We start from the raw sequence: 14,073 nt of genomic DNA on the forward strand, positions 1-14,073 counted from the left end.
GTCTGCTCTGGTCGCTCGTCTGGTCCGGTGACCGGTGGCCAGGCTGCCGGTGCGGTCCGACACAATCGACGGGCGGGCCACCGGGGCACCGCCCGGACACCGCGCCAGTGCGGCAACCTACGGGCCGGAGGCGGCCTATCGAAAGGGCCTTATCCACAAGGGTTGGGGATAACTCGGGGTCGGGCGTGGACGACACGCGGACATGGTGTGCACCAGGTGGGGAGGAAACTGTGGAGACAGGTGGTCCAGGTCGGCCCATCCTCGCTCTGACCTGCGCAAACGCCTCTCCAGGGCTGTGGAGGGCAAAAAGCCGGGGTGTGACCCTGTTCACCTTTCGGCCACCCGGCCGTCCCGCCGCGTCTGCCCGGGACCTCGCTCCACTAGCACATGGTCGTCCCGGATTTCCACAAGATGGCCCTCTTTATCCACCGGCATCGGGACGGTCCCGGTGAGCACCCGGCGCGCGCTGGACCGCGAGATCGCGCGGCTGGCCTTCCCCGCCTTCCTCGCGCTGGTGGCCGAGCCCCTCTTCCTGCTGGGCGACGCGGCGGTCGTCGGCCACCTCGGCACGCCGGAGCTCGCCGGACTGGGGGTGGCCGGCACCGTCGTCACCACCGTCGTGGGCCTGTGCATCTTCCTCGCCTACGGCACGACCGCCGGGGTCGCCCGCCAGATCGGCGCCGGGCACCGGGCCGCGGCGCTCGCGCAGGGCCTGGACGGGCTGTGGCTGGCGGTGCTCATCGGCGTCCCCGCCACCCTGGCGACCGCCCTGGCCGCGGACCCGCTGGTCGCCGTCTTCGGTGCCTCCCCCGACGTGGCGGAGCCGGCCACCACCTATCTGCGGGTGGCCGCCCTCGGTCTGGTCCCGCTGCTGCTCATCCTCGCCGGGACCGGTGTGCTGCGTGGACTGCAGGACACCCGCACGCCGCTCGTGGTCGCCGTCGCCGGCAACGTCGCGAACCTGCTCCTCAACGTCCTCCTCGTGTACGGCGCCGGCCCGGTGCCGCGCCTGGAGATCGCCGGCTCGGCGCTCGGCTCGGTGCTCGCGCAGGCCGGCATGGCGCTCGCGCTGGTGGTCGTCGTGGTCCGTGCGGCACACCGCGAGGGGGCCGGCCTGCGCCCGGACCTGCCCGGCGTGCGCGCCGCGGCCCGCGCCGGCGTACCGCTGCTGGTCCGCACGCTCACGCTGCGCGCCTCGCTGCTGGTGACGACCTACGCGGTGGTGCTGAGCGCCGGCAGCACCGGCGGGTCCGGCCAGGACGCCGTCCCGATCGCCACCCACCAGCTGGCGATGACACTGTGGGGCTTCCTCGCCTACGTGCTCGACGCGATCGCGATCGCCGCGCAGGCGATCACCGGCCGCTACCTCGGTGCCGGCGACGTCGCCGGAACCCGCGCCGTGACCCGGCGGATGGTCGGCTGGGGCGTCCTCAGCGGCATCGCCACCGGACTCCTCCTCGCCGCGACCAGTCCCTGGCTCGGCGCGCTCTTCACGCCCGACGAGGGCGTCCGCGAGGCGCTCGTGCCGGTGCTCCTGGTCGCCGCGCTCGCCCAGCCGGTGGCCGGGGTCGTCTTCGTCCTCGACGGCGTGCTGATCGGCGCCGGCGACGGCCGGTACCTCGCCTGGGCCGGCGCCGCCGTCCTCGCGGGCTACGCTCCGCTCGTGCTGCTGACGAGTGGAGGGGGAGCAGGCCTGCCCTGGCTGTGGGTGGTGTTCTGCGCGGTGTTCATGGGCGGGCGGCTGGTCACGCTCGTGCACCGTTCGCGCACCGATGCCTGGCTGGTGACCGGTACGACGGGCCGCGCGCGATGAGGCCGCTGCACCTGTTCGCCTTCGGCCTGGTCGTCGTCGCCCTCGAGCTGCGCCTCGGCGAGTGGGACCTGATGCCCGGACCGCTCGGCTGGCTGCTCACCCTGCTCGCGGTCCGGCTGGTGGCCCGCCGGGCCGGCCTGGAGCGCGCGGGGCTGGTGACGGCGCTGGGGCTGGCCACGGTGGCCGCGGCGGCGCTCACCTGGGTGCCGGCCGGTGCCGAGTGGGCGGAGGACGCCGAGGAGGCCGTGCGGTGGGCCGTCGGGCTGCCGGCGATGGCCTACTGCGGCCTGGTCTGCCTCGAGCTCTCGCGCCTCGCCCGCGCCGACAGCTACCGCACGCCCACGACCCTCCTGCAGTGGACCGGGATCGGCTTCTTCGCGAGCGCCGTCGCGCCCGTGCTCGTCATCGGCGGCGGCCTGACGTGGCTGGAGACGCCGGCGGTCGCGGTCAACGCCCTGGCCCAGCTCGCCCTGTTCGTGCTGTGCCTGGTGTACGGCGGGCGGGCGTGGGCCGGCGTACCGGAGCCCACGCCCCCCGACGTGGTCAGCCCTTGAGGGTCTGCAGGATCCTCTCGGCGAGTCCGACGGACTGGTTGAGCGGGTCGCCCTCGTACTGGACGCCCTCCTCGTAGTCGAGGTCGATCTGCAGCAGCACGGTGGCGGTGCAGGCGCGCAGCTCGCCCTCGAAGTCCGGCGGGCTGCTGACCTTCCACCAGCCGCCGGTGGCACCGGCGATGTCCTCCGCCGGCTCGACGACGCCCTCGTCGTCCGCGGGCTGCGGGCAGCCGAACGCGCCCTGGGTGAAGTCCTCCGGGCCGGTCAGCTTCACGGTGACCTCGGCGAGTCCCGGGGACTCGAAGGAGCAGTCGTCGCTGGTCCAGGCCAGGCCCCGCTCGCTGGTGTCGTCGCCACCGACCTCGGGAGCGCCGAAGCTCATTCCGTAGGCCTCGGCGAGGTCGTCGGCCGTCACCACGTCGCAGGCGGCCGGCAGGCCCGCGGCGGCGCTCGTGGTGGGCTCCGCGGGCGCGGAGGTCGGCGGTGGGGAGGTCGCCTCGGTCGGCGAGGACTCCTCCGTGGCGCTCGAGGCCACGGTCGGGTCGTCGTCCGCGTCCGGCTCGTCGTCGCCGCAGGCGGCGAGGACGGGGTTGAGCATCAGCAGGGCGGCAGGCCAGAGCCGTCGTACACGCATGGGGATTGCTCCTGGGGATCGGGGAAGGAAGGAGTGACCCCAAAACTACGGCGTGGCCGGCCCCCGTAGGGACCGGCCACGCCGTGTGGCACGCGAGCGAGAGCGGTCAGCTCGGGATGACGTTGAGCGCCACCGCGGCGGAGACCTCGTCGTGCAGCTTGACCGACACCGCGTGGTTGCCCAGCGACTTGATCGGGTTGCCGAGGACGATGGTCCGCTTGTCGATCGCCTCGCCGGCGGCCTCACCGAGCGCGGCGGCGATGTCGGCGGGGGTGACCGCACCGAACAGACGCCCGCCCTGGCCGGCCTTGACCTTGACGTCGACGGGAGCGTTCTCCAGCTTCGCCTTCAGCTCGGAGGCGTGGGCCTCGTCGCGGACGGCGCGCGCCGAGCGCGCGGCCTTGATCGAGTCCGCCTGCGCCTGGGCGCCACGGGTCCACCGGATGCCGAAGCCGCGGGGGATGAGGTAGTTGCGGCCGTAGCCGTCCTTGACCTCCACCACGTCGCCGGCGGCGCCGAGGTTCTCGACCTCCTGGGTCAGGATGATCTTCATGAGTTCAGCTCTCCTTCTCTGACTCTGCTCAGCGACCGCTGGAGGTATAGGGCAGCAGAGCGACCTCGCGGGCGTTCTTCACCGCGATCGCGACGTCCCGCTGGTGCTGGACGCAGTTACCGGTCACCCGACGGGCGCGGATCTTGCCGCGGTCGGAGATGAACTTCTTCAGAAGGGCGGTGTCCTTGTAGTCGACACCGGTGGCCTTCTCCTTGCAGAACTGGCAAACCTTCTTCTTCGGCTTGCGGACGACTGCCTTCGCCATTGTGGTGCTCCTCCTCAGAGCCCGGCCGCGTCAGTCACAAGGCGGCCGGAATGGTTGGTTGTATCGATGGTTGAGGTGCGAGCTCGCGAGCCTCGAAACCTCAGAAAGGGGGCTCGTCGCTCGAGCCCACGCCCGGCGCCGCCCACGGGTCGTTGGCCGGAGCCCCGCCCCCGTAGCCGGAGCCGCCGCCACCCTGCGGAGCGCCGCCGCCGGACGGGGCACCCCACGGGTCCGCCGCCGGAGCGCCGCCACCCTGCGGGGCACCGCCGCCGTAGCCACCGCCACCGCCGGAGCGAGCCGCGCGGCTCACCTTCGCCGTGGCGTAGCGCAGGGCGGGGCCGACCTCCTCGACGTCGATCTCCATGGCGGTGCGCTTCTCACCCTCGCGGGTCTCGTACTGGCGCGACTTGAGCCGGCCGGTGACGATCACGCGCATGCCCTTGGTGAGGGACTCCGCGACGTTCTCGGCGTACTGCCGCCAGACCGCGCAGGAGAGGAACAGCGCGTCGCCGTCCTTCCACTCGTTGGTCTGCCGGTCGAAGGTGCGCGGCGTCGACGCGATCCGGAAGTTGGCGACCGCAGCCCCGCTCGGGGTGAAGCGCAGCTCCGGGTCGTCGACGAGGTTGCCGACGACGGTGATGACGGTCTCGCCTGCCATGGTGGTCTCCTGGTGAGGGTGGGATCGGAACGGCACGGTCCGGGTCAGCCCCGGACGACGGCCCCCATCGTGTCCCGGACGGCCGACATCGGGTAGTCGGCGTCCACAGACGCGATCTCTCGGTTCCTCAGACGGTGGGTCGCAGGACCTTGGTCCGCAGGACGGACTCGTTGAGCGTCAGCTGGCGGTCGAACTCGTCGACGGTCGCCGGAGCGGCCGTCAGCTTGACGATCGCGTAGATGCCCTCGGCGTGCTTCTTGATCTCGTACGCCAGGCGACGCTTGCCCCACACGTCGACGTTGTCGACCGTGCCGCCGTCGTTGCGGACGACGTTCAGGTACTTGTCGAGCGACGGCTGGACCGTCCGCTCGTCGAGGCTCGGGTCGAGGATGACCACGACTTCATAGTTGCGCAAAGCGGTCTCCACCTCCTCTGGACTCAGGCGGCCGCGGACTTTCCACGGCAGGAGGGCCTTGCTTGCCCACTGGTTCGGCCCAGCGGACGGCATCCGGCGCCAGCGGCACCGGACGGGACAGGCTAACAGCGCCCGACCGCTCGGGCCGAATCCCGACGCCCGGCCCGCGCGGACCCCTCGGCTACCCGAAGATCACCGGGTTCCGGATCTGGGTCTCGTCGACGACGAGCACCGCCACAGCCCCGCCGAGGCCCGCGGGCACGTCGAGCGAGACCGCCGCGCACACCTCGTCCTGGCCGAGGTCCCACGCGCCGTCGAGCGAGCCGAGCAGCTCGCCCTGGGGGTTGTAGAGCTCGATGGTGAACGGGGTCCCGTCGGGCATCCCGCGCACCGCGAAGTGCGCGAACAGCGTCGCCGGCAGGGTCACCCCCGGCAGCACCTGCGGGTCGTCGAGCGTGCTCGCCGTCGCGCAGTCGCTGTTGCCGTCGGTGCTCCAGCCCGCCGGCGAGGCGCTCGCCTGGCCCATCGGGTCGACGGGCGGCTCGGGCACGTCGTCGAGATAGGGGGAGACGTAGTCGGCGTCGCCGCCCTGCTTCGCGATCTCGACGATGTCCGCCGCCAGCGAGACGGGCCGGATCCGGGCGGACCCGCCGGTGAACGCGCCCCCCTCGCCGCTGTCGCCGATCGTCGACTCGGTGACGACGGCGCTGTTGATGCCCACCAGCTCCCCGTCGTCGTCGATCGACGCACCGCCCGAGTTGCCCGAGCCGATCCGGATGTCGCTGTCGATCCACGCCCGGTTGCCGGGGACCGCGGCCTCCTTGAGGAAGGTGGAGACGACCCCGCGGGTGACGGTGAGCGCGCGGTCCAGCCCGTCGTCGGCGGCCACGTGCGCCACCGCGGGGAAGCCGAGGGCGGTCAGCTCGTCGCCGGTGCGGAGCGCGTCGCTGTCCCCGAGCGGTACCGGCGGGGGCAGGTCCAGGTCCTCGCCGTCGACCTCGTCCCCGTCGGCGTCCGCGGTGATCTTGAGGACCGCGAGGTCGAGGACGCCGTCGGCGACCACCGCCTCCGCGGAGTACGACGGCGCGGCGGGCTTGTCGTCCTCGGCCGAGGTCAGCGCGACCAGGAGCCCTGCCGGGTCCTCCGCCGGCGGCTGCTGGCCGGGGGCGCTCGGCTTGCCGACGTGGGCGTTGGTGAGGATCAGGCCGTCCTCGCTGATGATCGTGCCGGAGCCGGTGTAGAGGGGCTCGCCGGTCGCGTCGACGGCGATGATCAGCACGCTGGCCAGCTTGGCCCGGTCCAGCTCCTCGGTGCTCAGCCCCGCGGTCTCCGAGGACCCGCCCCCGCCGCCGGAGCCGTCGTCGTCGAGGAGCACCGCCGCGGTCACCCCACCGCCCACGAGCACCAGGGCGCCTGCGACGCCCGCGACCACGGCCGCGGCGCGCCGGCGCTTCCGTTTGGCGATCGAGCGCTGCGCGGCGCCGGCCGCGACGACGGGCACGATCTCGATCTCGGCGCCCGCCGTGGGGTGGCCGAGCATCAGCGTCGTCGGGTCCTCGAGCCGGCGCTGGACGACCCGGTCCTCCTCCAGGTAGGTGCCGGCGGTCGAGCGGTCGACGTACCACCAGCCGTCGGGGCGGCCCTCGACGACGCCGTGCAGCCGGGAGACCGACGGGTCGTCGACGACGACCTCGTTGCCGGGGTCGCGCCCGATCCGGACGACCACGCCCGGGGGGAAGCGCTTCGAGACGCCGCCGACCCGCACGAGCAGCCCCGGGCCGGCGACCGGGCCGGGGCCGCCGAAGCCGCCCGGCCCACCCGGACCGGGGAAGGCGGGCCCGACGCCGGGCAGCACGGTCTGCTCGAGCGCGGCCGGCGGCATGGCCATCGGGACGGGCCCGGGGGGCCGCGCGGCGGCGGGAGTGAGCAGGAGCTCCTCTCCGTCGACGCCGCCGCAGCGCACCGCCGTCGGCCCGGTGAGCCGGACCTCCGTGACGCGGGTGCCGCCGAGGAAGGTGCCGCCGCTGGAGCCGATGTCGGCCAGCACCCAGCCGGAGCCGTCGGAGCGCAGCTGGGCGTGGCGGCGCGAGACCGACGGTGCGGAGAGGACGATGTCGGAGCCGGGGTCGCGGCCGATGCTGACGACGCGGGGTTCGTCGAACGACCAGGTGCGGCCGCCCGCGGAGACGTGGAGGGTGCTCACGCGAGGAAGGTAGTGCTCCGCGCCCCGATCCACGAGGGGAGCGCCGGATCGGGGCGGGATCGGGGGCGGGGGCTGTCCGCCCTGCTCGCTACCGTGGCGTCATGAGCGAGCTGCGCATCGGAGCCCATGTCGACCAGACCGACCCGATCGCCGAGGCTGCGGCGCGCAACGCCCCGCTGGTGCAGTTCTTCCTCGGCAACCCCCAGTCCTACAAGGGCCCCGTGCTGTCGTACGACGGCGGCCCGGCGGCGCTGCGAGCGGCGGCCGAGGCGGCGGGCGTGGACCTGTACGTGCACGCGCCGTACCTCATCAACGTCGCCACCACGAACAACCGCCAGCGGATCCCCAGCCGCAAGCTGCTCCAGCAGCACATGGACGCCGCCGCGGAGATCGGCGCCAAGGGGCTCATCGTCCACGGCGGGCACGTGACCGACGAGGACGACCCGGCGAAGGGCTTCGACAACTGGCGCAAGGCGATCGAGGCCACGGACATCAAGGTCCCGCTCCTGATCGAGAACACCGCCGGCGGCACCAACGCGATGACCCGCTATCTCGACCGGATCAAGGGGACCTGGGACGCCATCGCGTCCGCCGAGGGCGCCGACATGGTCGGGTTCTGCCTCGACACCTGCCACGCCCACGCCGGCGGCAACGCGCTGGAGACGATCGTCGACGACATCCGCGCTATCACCGGCCGGATCGACCTGGTGCACGCCAACGACAGCCGCGACGCCTTCGACTCCGGGGCCGACCGGCACGCGAACTTCGGCGCCGGCCAGATCGACCCCGAGCTGCTGGCCCAGGTCGTCCGCGACGCCGGGGCGCCGGTCGTGTGCGAGACGCCCGGCGGGGCCGCCGAGCACGTCGCCGACTTCGACTGGCTGCGCGAGCGGGTCTGAGCCGCGACCGGGGAGGCCGTTTCCCGACGGCGCCGCCGGGGAGGTTGTTCCCATGCTCCCTGCCCGCCTGCCGGCCGTCGTGGTCACGCTCCTCCTGCTGACCTCGGCGTGCTCGGGCGGCGGCCGCCCCGAGCGGAGCGGCCAGCCCACGGAGCCCACCTCGCCGGTCCCCGCCCTGGACGTGGCCTGGCAGAGCGACGAGACCGACACCTTCCACGACGCCGACACCCGGCGCGGGGACGCGCTGTGGACCACCTCCGAGCGGGTCAGCGTCATCGGCGACGACGCCGTGACGACGTACGACGTGACCACCGGCGAGCGCCTCTCGCGCGTCCCGCTGCGCGGGCGCGTGTGCGCGGCGGCCCCGGACGTGAACGGTGACGGGATCGGCGCGGTCGCCGTCGGGCGGCTCGACGAGGACGGCGTGCACGTCACGGCCTGCGACCGGGTGGTCGCGGTCGACACCGTCGCGGGAACGGAGCGCTGGCGGACTCGGGTGCCCGAGCCGGCGTACCTGACCACGATCGGCGTCGGCGACCGCACCGTCGCGGTGACCGACGCGGCCGCGGGCGCCCGGCGCCTGCGGATCACCGACGGTCGTCCGATGCGGACGCTCGGCTCCGGCGCGTCGGTCACCGACGGGACGACCGTGGTCGCGGCCGCCTCCGACGAGCGCTCCCTCGAGGCCTTCGACCAGGACTCCGGCCGCCTCCTGCGCAGGATCCCGGTCGACGACGTGTACGACGTCGAGACGGTCCTGTCCGGCACCGAGCCGGCCCTGGTCGCCGTCAACGGCCCGGACGGGTTCTACTTCCGCGAGCTCTCCCGACCCTCGCACGTGGTCGGCCGGGAGCTGGACGGCAGCTACCCGCGCTTCGGTCGCGCCGTCACGGTGGGCGGCTCCACCGTGCTGCAGTACGGCCAGGGAGCGGTGCTCGACCGCTGGGACGCGGCCACACGGAGCCTGACGAAGCTGACCGTCCTCGAGAGCGGCGAGTCGCTGGTCGGTGCCCACGACGGGCGGCTGGTCACCCTCACCGGCGAGGGCAACCTGCTGGCGCCGGGCGCGGTGGTGCGCGCGGTCGACCCCGACGAGCCGGGGGACCCACGGGTGCTGGGGACGCTGCGACGCTCGGCCGGGGCCGCGCTGGGGGTCGGCGGCCCGGTCGCGGTCGTCGCCGACCTCCTGCTCGCCGAGAACGACGAGGGCCTGGCCGCCTACCGCCTACCCGCCGAGGGCGTCCGCACGAGCGAGCTGATCGCGACCGCGGAGGGCGTGCTGACCCCTCAGCAGGCGGCCGACCTCTGCACCGGCCTCCGACCCGCGACCCTCGTCCGCATGGGCTATCGCCGGGGAGCCGGCGCGCCGGTGGACTGCCAGTACACCGCGATCCGCAGCGCGACCGGTGGCCAGGCGCTGCACCTGGCGACCGGAACCTTCGCGCTCCAGGGGGCGGACGACCTCTCCCCTCTCGACCACGCGAAGGCGACCTTCGCCAACTCGGTCACCAGCGCCGCCGCCGACGATCCGGCGAACCCGCTGGTGCCCCTGGCCGGACTCGGCGACGAGGCGGCCCTCGGCCGACGCGCCCGGCTCCTGCTGGTCCGCGAGGACAACGTCGTCGTGCACCTGCGGCTGACCTACGGACCGAGGCGGGTCGCGGCGCGCCGCGCGCTGCTCGAGGCCGTCGCCCGCGACCTCCTTGCCGAGCTCGAGCGCCGGCGTTGAGGCCCGGGCCGGCTCAGCGCGCCGCGTCGAGCCAGCCGAGGTTGCGTGCCACCCGCTCCAAAACCTCCAGGGTCCGAGCCAGCTCGGCGTCGTCGATGTCGGCGGTGGCCCGGTCCACCACGGCGCGCACCGGGCCGGCCTGCAGCTCGGCCACCCGGCGCTCGCCCTCGGACGTCAGCCGGTAGTCGTGCCCCACCAGCTCCGTCAGCCCCTCGCGGACCAGCCCACGCAGCACCTCCGAGGGGGTGAGCCCGGAGTCGCCGTACGGCGCCAGCAGCTCCTCGACGTCCTCGGCCCGGACGGCACCGTGCTCCAGACGGCACAGCACCGACCAGCTGCGCCGGTCGATACCGGCGGCCTCCACGGCGTCGAGCACCTGCTCGTCGACCAGGCGGTCGATGGTCCTCATCCAGTACGGCAGCGGGCGGGGTGCGGTCATGCCGGTCGCGGTACCCCGCCTCGGGCGGGTCACCCCGGGGGAGGTGGCGGAGGCGGAGGGTCGCGCGGGGGAGCGGGGTGGCCGCCGCCCGGGGGCGGATTCACCACGGGATGTAGGCGAACCCGCACTTCCCGTGCGGAACTCCGCTACAGAAGCTCCGACTCACCTACATCCCGTGGTGAATCCGCCCCCCAGCCCCCGACTCACCTACATCCCGTGGTGAATCCGCCACCCCCCAGCCCACTCGCCCCATCCCGTGGCGAATCCGCCGCCCGATAGGTTGGACCCATGCCGAGCGTGCGCCCGATCAGCCCGACCGAGCACCGCGAGCATCTCGCCACGCTGCCGTCGGCCAGCTTCCTGCAGACGCCAGGCTGGGCGCGGGTGAAGAGCGAGTGGCGCAGCGAGTCGCTGGGCTGGTTCGCCGAGGACGGCACCCAGGTCGGCGTCGCGCTGGTGCTCTACCGCAGGCTCCCCAAGCTGAAGCGCTCCCTGGCCTACCTGCCCGAGGGCCCGGTCATCGACTGGGCCAGCGACGACCTCGCCGCATGGCTCGATCCGCTGGTCGCCCACCTGCGCACGCAGGGCGCGTTCGCGGTGCGGATCGGCCCGCCGGTCGTGACCCGGCGCTGGACGACCGCGCAGGTCAAGGAGGGCATCGCGGACCCCGGCGTCCGGCTGCTGCGCGAGATCGCCCCGGCCGAGCGCACCGCCGCGGGCGCCCGGGTCGTGGCGCAGCTGCACGAGCTCGGCTGGCAGTACCAGGGCGTCGAGGGCGGCTTCGCGGCCGGCCAGCCGCAGTTCGTCTTCCAGGTCCCGCTGCGCCACGCGGACGGCACCCAGCGCACCGAGGACGAGGTCCTCAAGGGCATGAACCAGCTGTGGCGACGCAACATCAAGAAGGCGGCGAAGGAGGGCGTCGAGGTCACCCGCGGCACCCGCGAGGACCTGCCTGCCTTCCACGAGCTCTACGCCCACACCGCCGAGCGCGACCACTTCACGCCGCGCCCGCTGCGCTACTTCGAGACGATGTACGACGCGCTGTCGGCCGACGCCCCGGAGCGGCTCACGCTCTGGCTCGCGCGCCACGACGGCGACCTGGTCGCCTCCACGATCGCGATCCGGGTGGGCGAGCACGCCTGGTACTCCTATGGCGCCTCCTCGACCGAGAAGCGCGAGGTGCGCGGCTCCAACGCCGTCCAGTGGGAGATGATCCGCGACGCGATCGCCGCGGGCGCCGCCGTCTACGACCTGCGCGGCATCACCGAGACCCTCGACGCCGACGACCCCCATGTCGGGCTGATCCAGTTCAAGGTCGGCACCGGGGGCGAGGCCGTCGAGTACGCCGGCGAGTGGGACCTCCCCGTGAACCGCGCGCTCTACAAGGCGTTCCAGCTCTACCTCAAGCGGCGGGGATGAGGACGCCATGACGCTCACCCTCACCGTCGACGGTCCGCGCTGGCGCGCCCACCTGGAGTCGGTCGCCGCAGCCCAGCCCGGCATCGTCCCGGTCGCCAAGGGCAACGGCTACGGCTTCACCCTCGGCCGGCTGGCGCGCAAGGCACAGTGGCTCGCCGAGCGCGGCCACGACGTACGAACCCTGGCCGTGGGCACCTACGACGAGCTGCCCGAGGTCGCCCAGCGCTGGCACGGCGAGCTGCTCGTCCTGGCCCCGTGGCGGCCGTGGGTCCCGGTGCCCGCGGCGCCCCTCGGCCGGCGCCTGGTGCACACCGTCAGCCGGTTGGGGGACCTGCGCGAGCTCCTGCAGCGCGACCCGGCCGCGCGCGTCGTCCTCGAGCGGATGACCTCGATGCGCCGCCACGGCATGGCGGCCCGGGAGCTGTGGGAGGCCGGTGAGCTGCTGCGCAAGCACCCCGGCGCCCGGGTCGAGGGCCTCGCGCTGCACCTCCCGCTCGGGCAGGGCACGCACCTGCGCGAGGTGACCCGTCTGGTGAACGACTTCGTCGCCGCCGAGATCCCCACCCGCGGCGCGCCCCAGGTCTGGGTCAGCCATCTCACCGACGCGGAGCTCGCCACGCTGCGCAGCCAGTACGGCGACTTCACGCTCCGGCCGCGGATCGGGACCGGCCTCTGGCTCGGCGACCGCGGCGCGCTGCGGGTCAGCGCGACCGTCCTCGACGTCCACCCCGTCGAGCGCGGCGACGCCTTCGGCTACCGCGGGCGCACGGCCCCCAAGGCCGGGCACGTGCTCGTCGTCAGCGGCGGCACCGCCCACGGCATCGGGCTCGAGGCACCGACCGGCGAGCAGAGCATCAAGGCCCGCGCGGCGACCCTCGCCCGCGGCGGTCTCGACGCGGTCGGCTTCGTGCGCTCGCCGTACGCGATCGACGGCAAGCAGCGGCTCTTCGCCGAGCCGCCGCACATGCAGGCGTCGATGCTGTTCCTGCCGCACGGCGCGCGGGTGCCGGAGGTCGGCGAGGAGGTCGACGTCCGGGTCCGCTACACCGCGACGGCCTTCGACCGGGTGGTCGTCACGGCCTGAGCGGGCGGCTCGATCCGCTCGACGCCCACCGGGTCGTGGGCGGGGCGGTACAGGTCACGCACGATCACGGCGGCGAGATAGAGCTCCCCGAGGACGCGCACCACGATCCCCACCCAGTAGAAGCCCGCGTCCCCGCCTCCGGCCGGCTCCAGGTAGCCGCCGAGATACCACCAGATCGTGCAGAAGTAGAGGACCTCGCTGGCCTGCCAGACGATCTGGTCGCGCCAGCGCGGCCGCGCGAGCACCGCGAGCGGCAGCAGCCACAGGACGTACTGCGGCGAGTACACCTTGTTGACCAGCAGGAAGCCGACGACGATGAGGTAGCCGAGCTGGGCCAGGCGCGGGACCGAGGTGTAGGAATCTCCGCGCCCCGCCGTCATCCCGACCACGAACACCCCCACGCACCAGGCGCCGAAGAGGATCCACGACCACTGGTTGATGGTGTGGGCGGAGAAGCCGACGTCGCCGGCCTGGTCGACGAGCATCCACAGCGAGCCCAGGTCGGCGGTGCGCTCGGAGTTGAACGACCAGAAGACCTTCCACTGCTCCGGACCGGTGAGGTACGCCGGCGCGTTGGCCGCCGCCCACGCCGCCACGGCCCACACCGCAGCGACGGCGAACCGGCCCACCTGGCGACGGCGCAGGCAGATCACCAGCAGGCCGCCGAGCAGGAACAGGGGGTAGAGCTTCACCGCGGTCCCGAGGCCGATCAGGACCCCGGTCAGCACCGGCCGGTCGCGCGACCATGCCCACAGCGCGCCGGCGACCAGGACGACCGCGAGCAGGTCCCAGTTGATCAGGCCGGTCAGGAGCAGCGTCGGCGAGAGCGCGAACGCCGCGGCGTCCCAGGGCCGGGTGCGATGCACGCCCGCGATCAGCCAGGTGGACAGCAGCGCGAGGGCGCCGAAGCCGACCGCGTTGACCAGCAGGAAGATCGACTGCTCGTCGTCGACCTCCGGGTCGCCGTACAGCTGGTCGACGGGGGTGCGGTAGCGCTCGGAGAGGTCGGGGGAGCCGTTGAGCCAGTGGGTGACCCACGCGGTGCCCCACGCCCAGTAGGCGATGCCGACCGGGTACTCCATCACGTCGTAGCGGGCGCGGACCTGCTCGTCGTCGGAGTAGGGCCAGGCCTTCTCGACCAGGCCCCGCGGCACGTAGAGCGGGCGCAGGTCGGTGTAGCACATGTGGGAGTAGACCCAGTTCTGGTCGCGCCCGTCCGCCAGCGAGCACGGCGCCTTCTGCACCAGCCCCGCGGCGAAGACCACGGCGGTGAGCAGCAGCAGCACACGCGCCGGGGTCCACCAGCGGTGCGGCCGGGCGCGCTCGCCCATCGGCCCGCCGACGACCTCGCTCAGCGCCGCGACGACCCGGTCGTCGCGGGTCGGGTGGACGTGGCCCACTCGTCGCT

At 73.7% G+C, this 14,073-nt stretch carries 14 protein-coding genes; 6 read left to right on the forward strand and 8 right to left on the reverse strand.

Going from position 1 to position 14,073, the window contains the following annotated elements; genetic code table 11:
* Positions 1-448: 448 nt before the first annotated feature.
* Both ACJ5H2_RS21485 and ACJ5H2_RS21490 read left to right on the forward strand, forming a co-directional pair.
* A complete protein-coding gene (locus ACJ5H2_RS21485) occupies positions 449-1,813 on the forward strand; it encodes an MATE family efflux transporter (RefSeq protein ID WP_408897473.1) in 1,365 nt (454 codons plus the stop codon).
* Positions 1,810-2,367, forward strand: a complete 558-nt coding sequence (locus ACJ5H2_RS21490; RefSeq protein WP_408897474.1) for a hypothetical protein — start codon at positions 1,810-1,812, stop codon at positions 2,365-2,367. The genes ACJ5H2_RS21485 and ACJ5H2_RS21490 overlap by 4 nt, the downstream gene beginning before the upstream one ends.
* Here ACJ5H2_RS21490 and ACJ5H2_RS21495 read toward each other — a convergent pair.
* The 6 genes from ACJ5H2_RS21495 to ACJ5H2_RS21520 form a co-directional block, all read right to left on the reverse strand.
* A complete protein-coding gene (locus ACJ5H2_RS21495) occupies positions 2,357-3,001 on the reverse strand; it encodes a hypothetical protein (protein WP_408897475.1) in 645 nt (214 codons plus the stop codon). The genes ACJ5H2_RS21490 and ACJ5H2_RS21495 overlap by 11 nt on opposite strands.
* A 106-nt stretch (positions 3,002-3,107) precedes the next feature.
* Entirely contained in the window at positions 3,108-3,554 is a 447-nt protein-coding gene (gene rplI / locus ACJ5H2_RS21500) for a 50S ribosomal protein L9 (RefSeq protein ID WP_408897476.1), read from the reverse strand.
* 28 nt (positions 3,555-3,582) lie between these two features.
* Positions 3,583-3,819, reverse strand: coding sequence for a 30S ribosomal protein S18 (rpsR, locus tag ACJ5H2_RS21505; protein ID WP_028656466.1), 237 nt, complete (start codon positions 3,817-3,819; stop codon positions 3,583-3,585).
* Between the two features lie 100 nt (positions 3,820-3,919).
* Positions 3,920-4,477: a single-stranded DNA-binding protein gene (locus ACJ5H2_RS21510; protein WP_408897477.1), complete on the reverse strand. Its 558-nt coding sequence runs from the start codon at positions 4,475-4,477 to the stop codon at positions 3,920-3,922.
* Positions 4,478-4,604: 127 nt separating this feature from the next.
* Complete coding sequence (gene rpsF / locus ACJ5H2_RS21515) at positions 4,605-4,892, reverse strand: 30S ribosomal protein S6 (protein ID WP_141005114.1); 288 nt, start codon at positions 4,890-4,892, stop codon at positions 4,605-4,607.
* A 181-nt stretch (positions 4,893-5,073) separates the two neighbouring features.
* Positions 5,074-7,095: an FHA domain-containing protein gene (locus tag ACJ5H2_RS21520; protein ID WP_408897478.1), complete on the reverse strand. Its 2,022-nt coding sequence runs from the start codon at positions 7,093-7,095 to the stop codon at positions 5,074-5,076.
* A gap of 101 nt (positions 7,096-7,196) precedes the next feature.
* Between ACJ5H2_RS21520 and ACJ5H2_RS21525 the strand changes: the two genes are divergently transcribed.
* Together ACJ5H2_RS21525 and ACJ5H2_RS21530 are read left to right on the forward strand one after the other, a co-directional pair.
* Complete coding sequence (locus ACJ5H2_RS21525; RefSeq protein WP_408897479.1) at positions 7,197-7,994, forward strand: deoxyribonuclease IV; 798 nt, start codon at positions 7,197-7,199, stop codon at positions 7,992-7,994.
* A gap of 52 nt (positions 7,995-8,046) precedes the next feature.
* Positions 8,047-9,723, forward strand: a complete 1,677-nt coding sequence (locus ACJ5H2_RS21530; RefSeq protein ID WP_408897480.1) for a hypothetical protein — start codon at positions 8,047-8,049, stop codon at positions 9,721-9,723.
* A 13-nt stretch (positions 9,724-9,736) separates the two neighbouring features.
* On the opposite strand, the gene ACJ5H2_RS21535 is transcribed toward ACJ5H2_RS21530, so the two are convergent.
* Positions 9,737-10,162, reverse strand: coding sequence for a hypothetical protein (locus ACJ5H2_RS21535; RefSeq protein ID WP_408897481.1), 426 nt, complete (start codon positions 10,160-10,162; stop codon positions 9,737-9,739).
* Between the two features lie 288 nt (positions 10,163-10,450).
* On the opposite strand from ACJ5H2_RS21535, the gene ACJ5H2_RS21540 reads away from it, so the two are divergent.
* Together ACJ5H2_RS21540 and ACJ5H2_RS21545 are read left to right on the forward strand one after the other, a co-directional pair.
* Positions 10,451-11,581 (forward strand): lipid II:glycine glycyltransferase FemX, encoded by a 1,131-nt coding sequence (locus ACJ5H2_RS21540; RefSeq protein WP_408897482.1) that lies wholly within the window; start codon positions 10,451-10,453, stop codon positions 11,579-11,581.
* Positions 11,582-11,588: 7 nt separating this feature from the next.
* Positions 11,589-12,665, forward strand: coding sequence for an alanine racemase (locus tag ACJ5H2_RS21545; protein WP_408897483.1), 1,077 nt, complete (start codon positions 11,589-11,591; stop codon positions 12,663-12,665).
* Here ACJ5H2_RS21545 and ACJ5H2_RS21550 read toward each other — a convergent pair.
* On the reverse strand, positions 12,623-14,065 hold the full coding sequence (locus tag ACJ5H2_RS21550) for a glycosyltransferase family 87 protein (protein WP_408897484.1): 1,443 nt from the start codon (positions 14,063-14,065) through the stop codon (positions 12,623-12,625). The two genes, ACJ5H2_RS21545 and ACJ5H2_RS21550, sit on opposite strands and share 43 nt — an antisense overlap.
* Positions 14,066-14,073 lie beyond the last annotated feature (8 nt).

The organism is Nocardioides pymetrozini, from assembly GCF_046058985.1.
Taxonomy (GTDB): domain Bacteria; phylum Actinomycetota; class Actinomycetes; order Propionibacteriales; family Nocardioidaceae; genus Nocardioides.

Excerpts from the sequence above, each read along its gene's own strand:
- ACJ5H2_RS21535 (WP_408897481.1), bottom strand. The coding sequence starts at position 10,162 with ATGACCGCACCCCGCCCGCTGCCGTACTGGATGAGGACCATCGACCGC.
- ACJ5H2_RS21530 (WP_408897480.1), top strand. The coding sequence starts at position 8,047 with ATGCTCCCTGCCCGCCTGCCGGCCGTCGTGGTCACGCTCCTCCTGCTG.
- rplI (WP_408897476.1), bottom strand. The coding sequence starts at position 3,554 with ATGAAGATCATCCTGACCCAGGAGGTCGAGAACCTCGGCGCCGCCGGC.
- ACJ5H2_RS21540 (WP_408897482.1), top strand. The coding sequence starts at position 10,451 with ATGCCGAGCGTGCGCCCGATCAGCCCGACCGAGCACCGCGAGCATCTC.
- ACJ5H2_RS21490 (WP_408897474.1), top strand. The coding sequence starts at position 1,810 with ATGAGGCCGCTGCACCTGTTCGCCTTCGGCCTGGTCGTCGTCGCCCTC.
- ACJ5H2_RS21545 (WP_408897483.1), top strand. The coding sequence starts at position 11,589 with ATGACGCTCACCCTCACCGTCGACGGTCCGCGCTGGCGCGCCCACCTG.
- ACJ5H2_RS21495 (WP_408897475.1), bottom strand. The coding sequence starts at position 3,001 with ATGCGTGTACGACGGCTCTGGCCTGCCGCCCTGCTGATGCTCAACCCC.
- ACJ5H2_RS21525 (WP_408897479.1), top strand. The coding sequence starts at position 7,197 with ATGAGCGAGCTGCGCATCGGAGCCCATGTCGACCAGACCGACCCGATC.
- ACJ5H2_RS21510 (WP_408897477.1), bottom strand. The coding sequence starts at position 4,477 with ATGGCAGGCGAGACCGTCATCACCGTCGTCGGCAACCTCGTCGACGAC.
- rpsR (WP_028656466.1), bottom strand. The coding sequence starts at position 3,819 with ATGGCGAAGGCAGTCGTCCGCAAGCCGAAGAAGAAGGTTTGCCAGTTC.